The sequence below is a fragment of the Edaphobacter sp. HDX4 genome (genome assembly GCF_036877565.1).
Lineage (GTDB): Bacteria > Acidobacteriota > Terriglobia > Terriglobales > Acidobacteriaceae > Edaphobacter.
Genome location: NZ_JAEDXW010000130.1, coordinates 1 through 253, shown reverse-complemented (window position 1 = coordinate 253; position 253 = coordinate 1). Strand labels below are relative to the sequence as shown.

General features: G+C 66.8%; 1 pseudogene. It reads left to right on the top strand.

Going from position 1 to position 253, the window contains the following annotated elements:
- Positions 1-253, top strand: a pseudogene (locus JAO29_RS23310) (amino acid--tRNA ligase-related protein); the annotation flags it as partial.

Sequence of the window (253 nt, the reverse complement as noted above, 5' to 3'; positions counted from 1 at the left end):
GGTCCTCCGCGCCCTGCGCAAGTTCTTCGACACCCGCGGCTACCTCGAGGTCGAGACCCCGATGATGCAGCAGATCGCCGGCGGAGCCGCCGCGCGCCCCTTCATCACTCACCACAACGAGCTCGACTCGACCTCTTCCTCCGCATCGCCCCCGAGCTCTACCTCAAGCGCCTCGTCGTCGGAGGCCTCGACCGCGTCTACGAGATCAACCGCAACTTCCGCAACGAAGGCGTAAGCACCCGCCACAACCCCG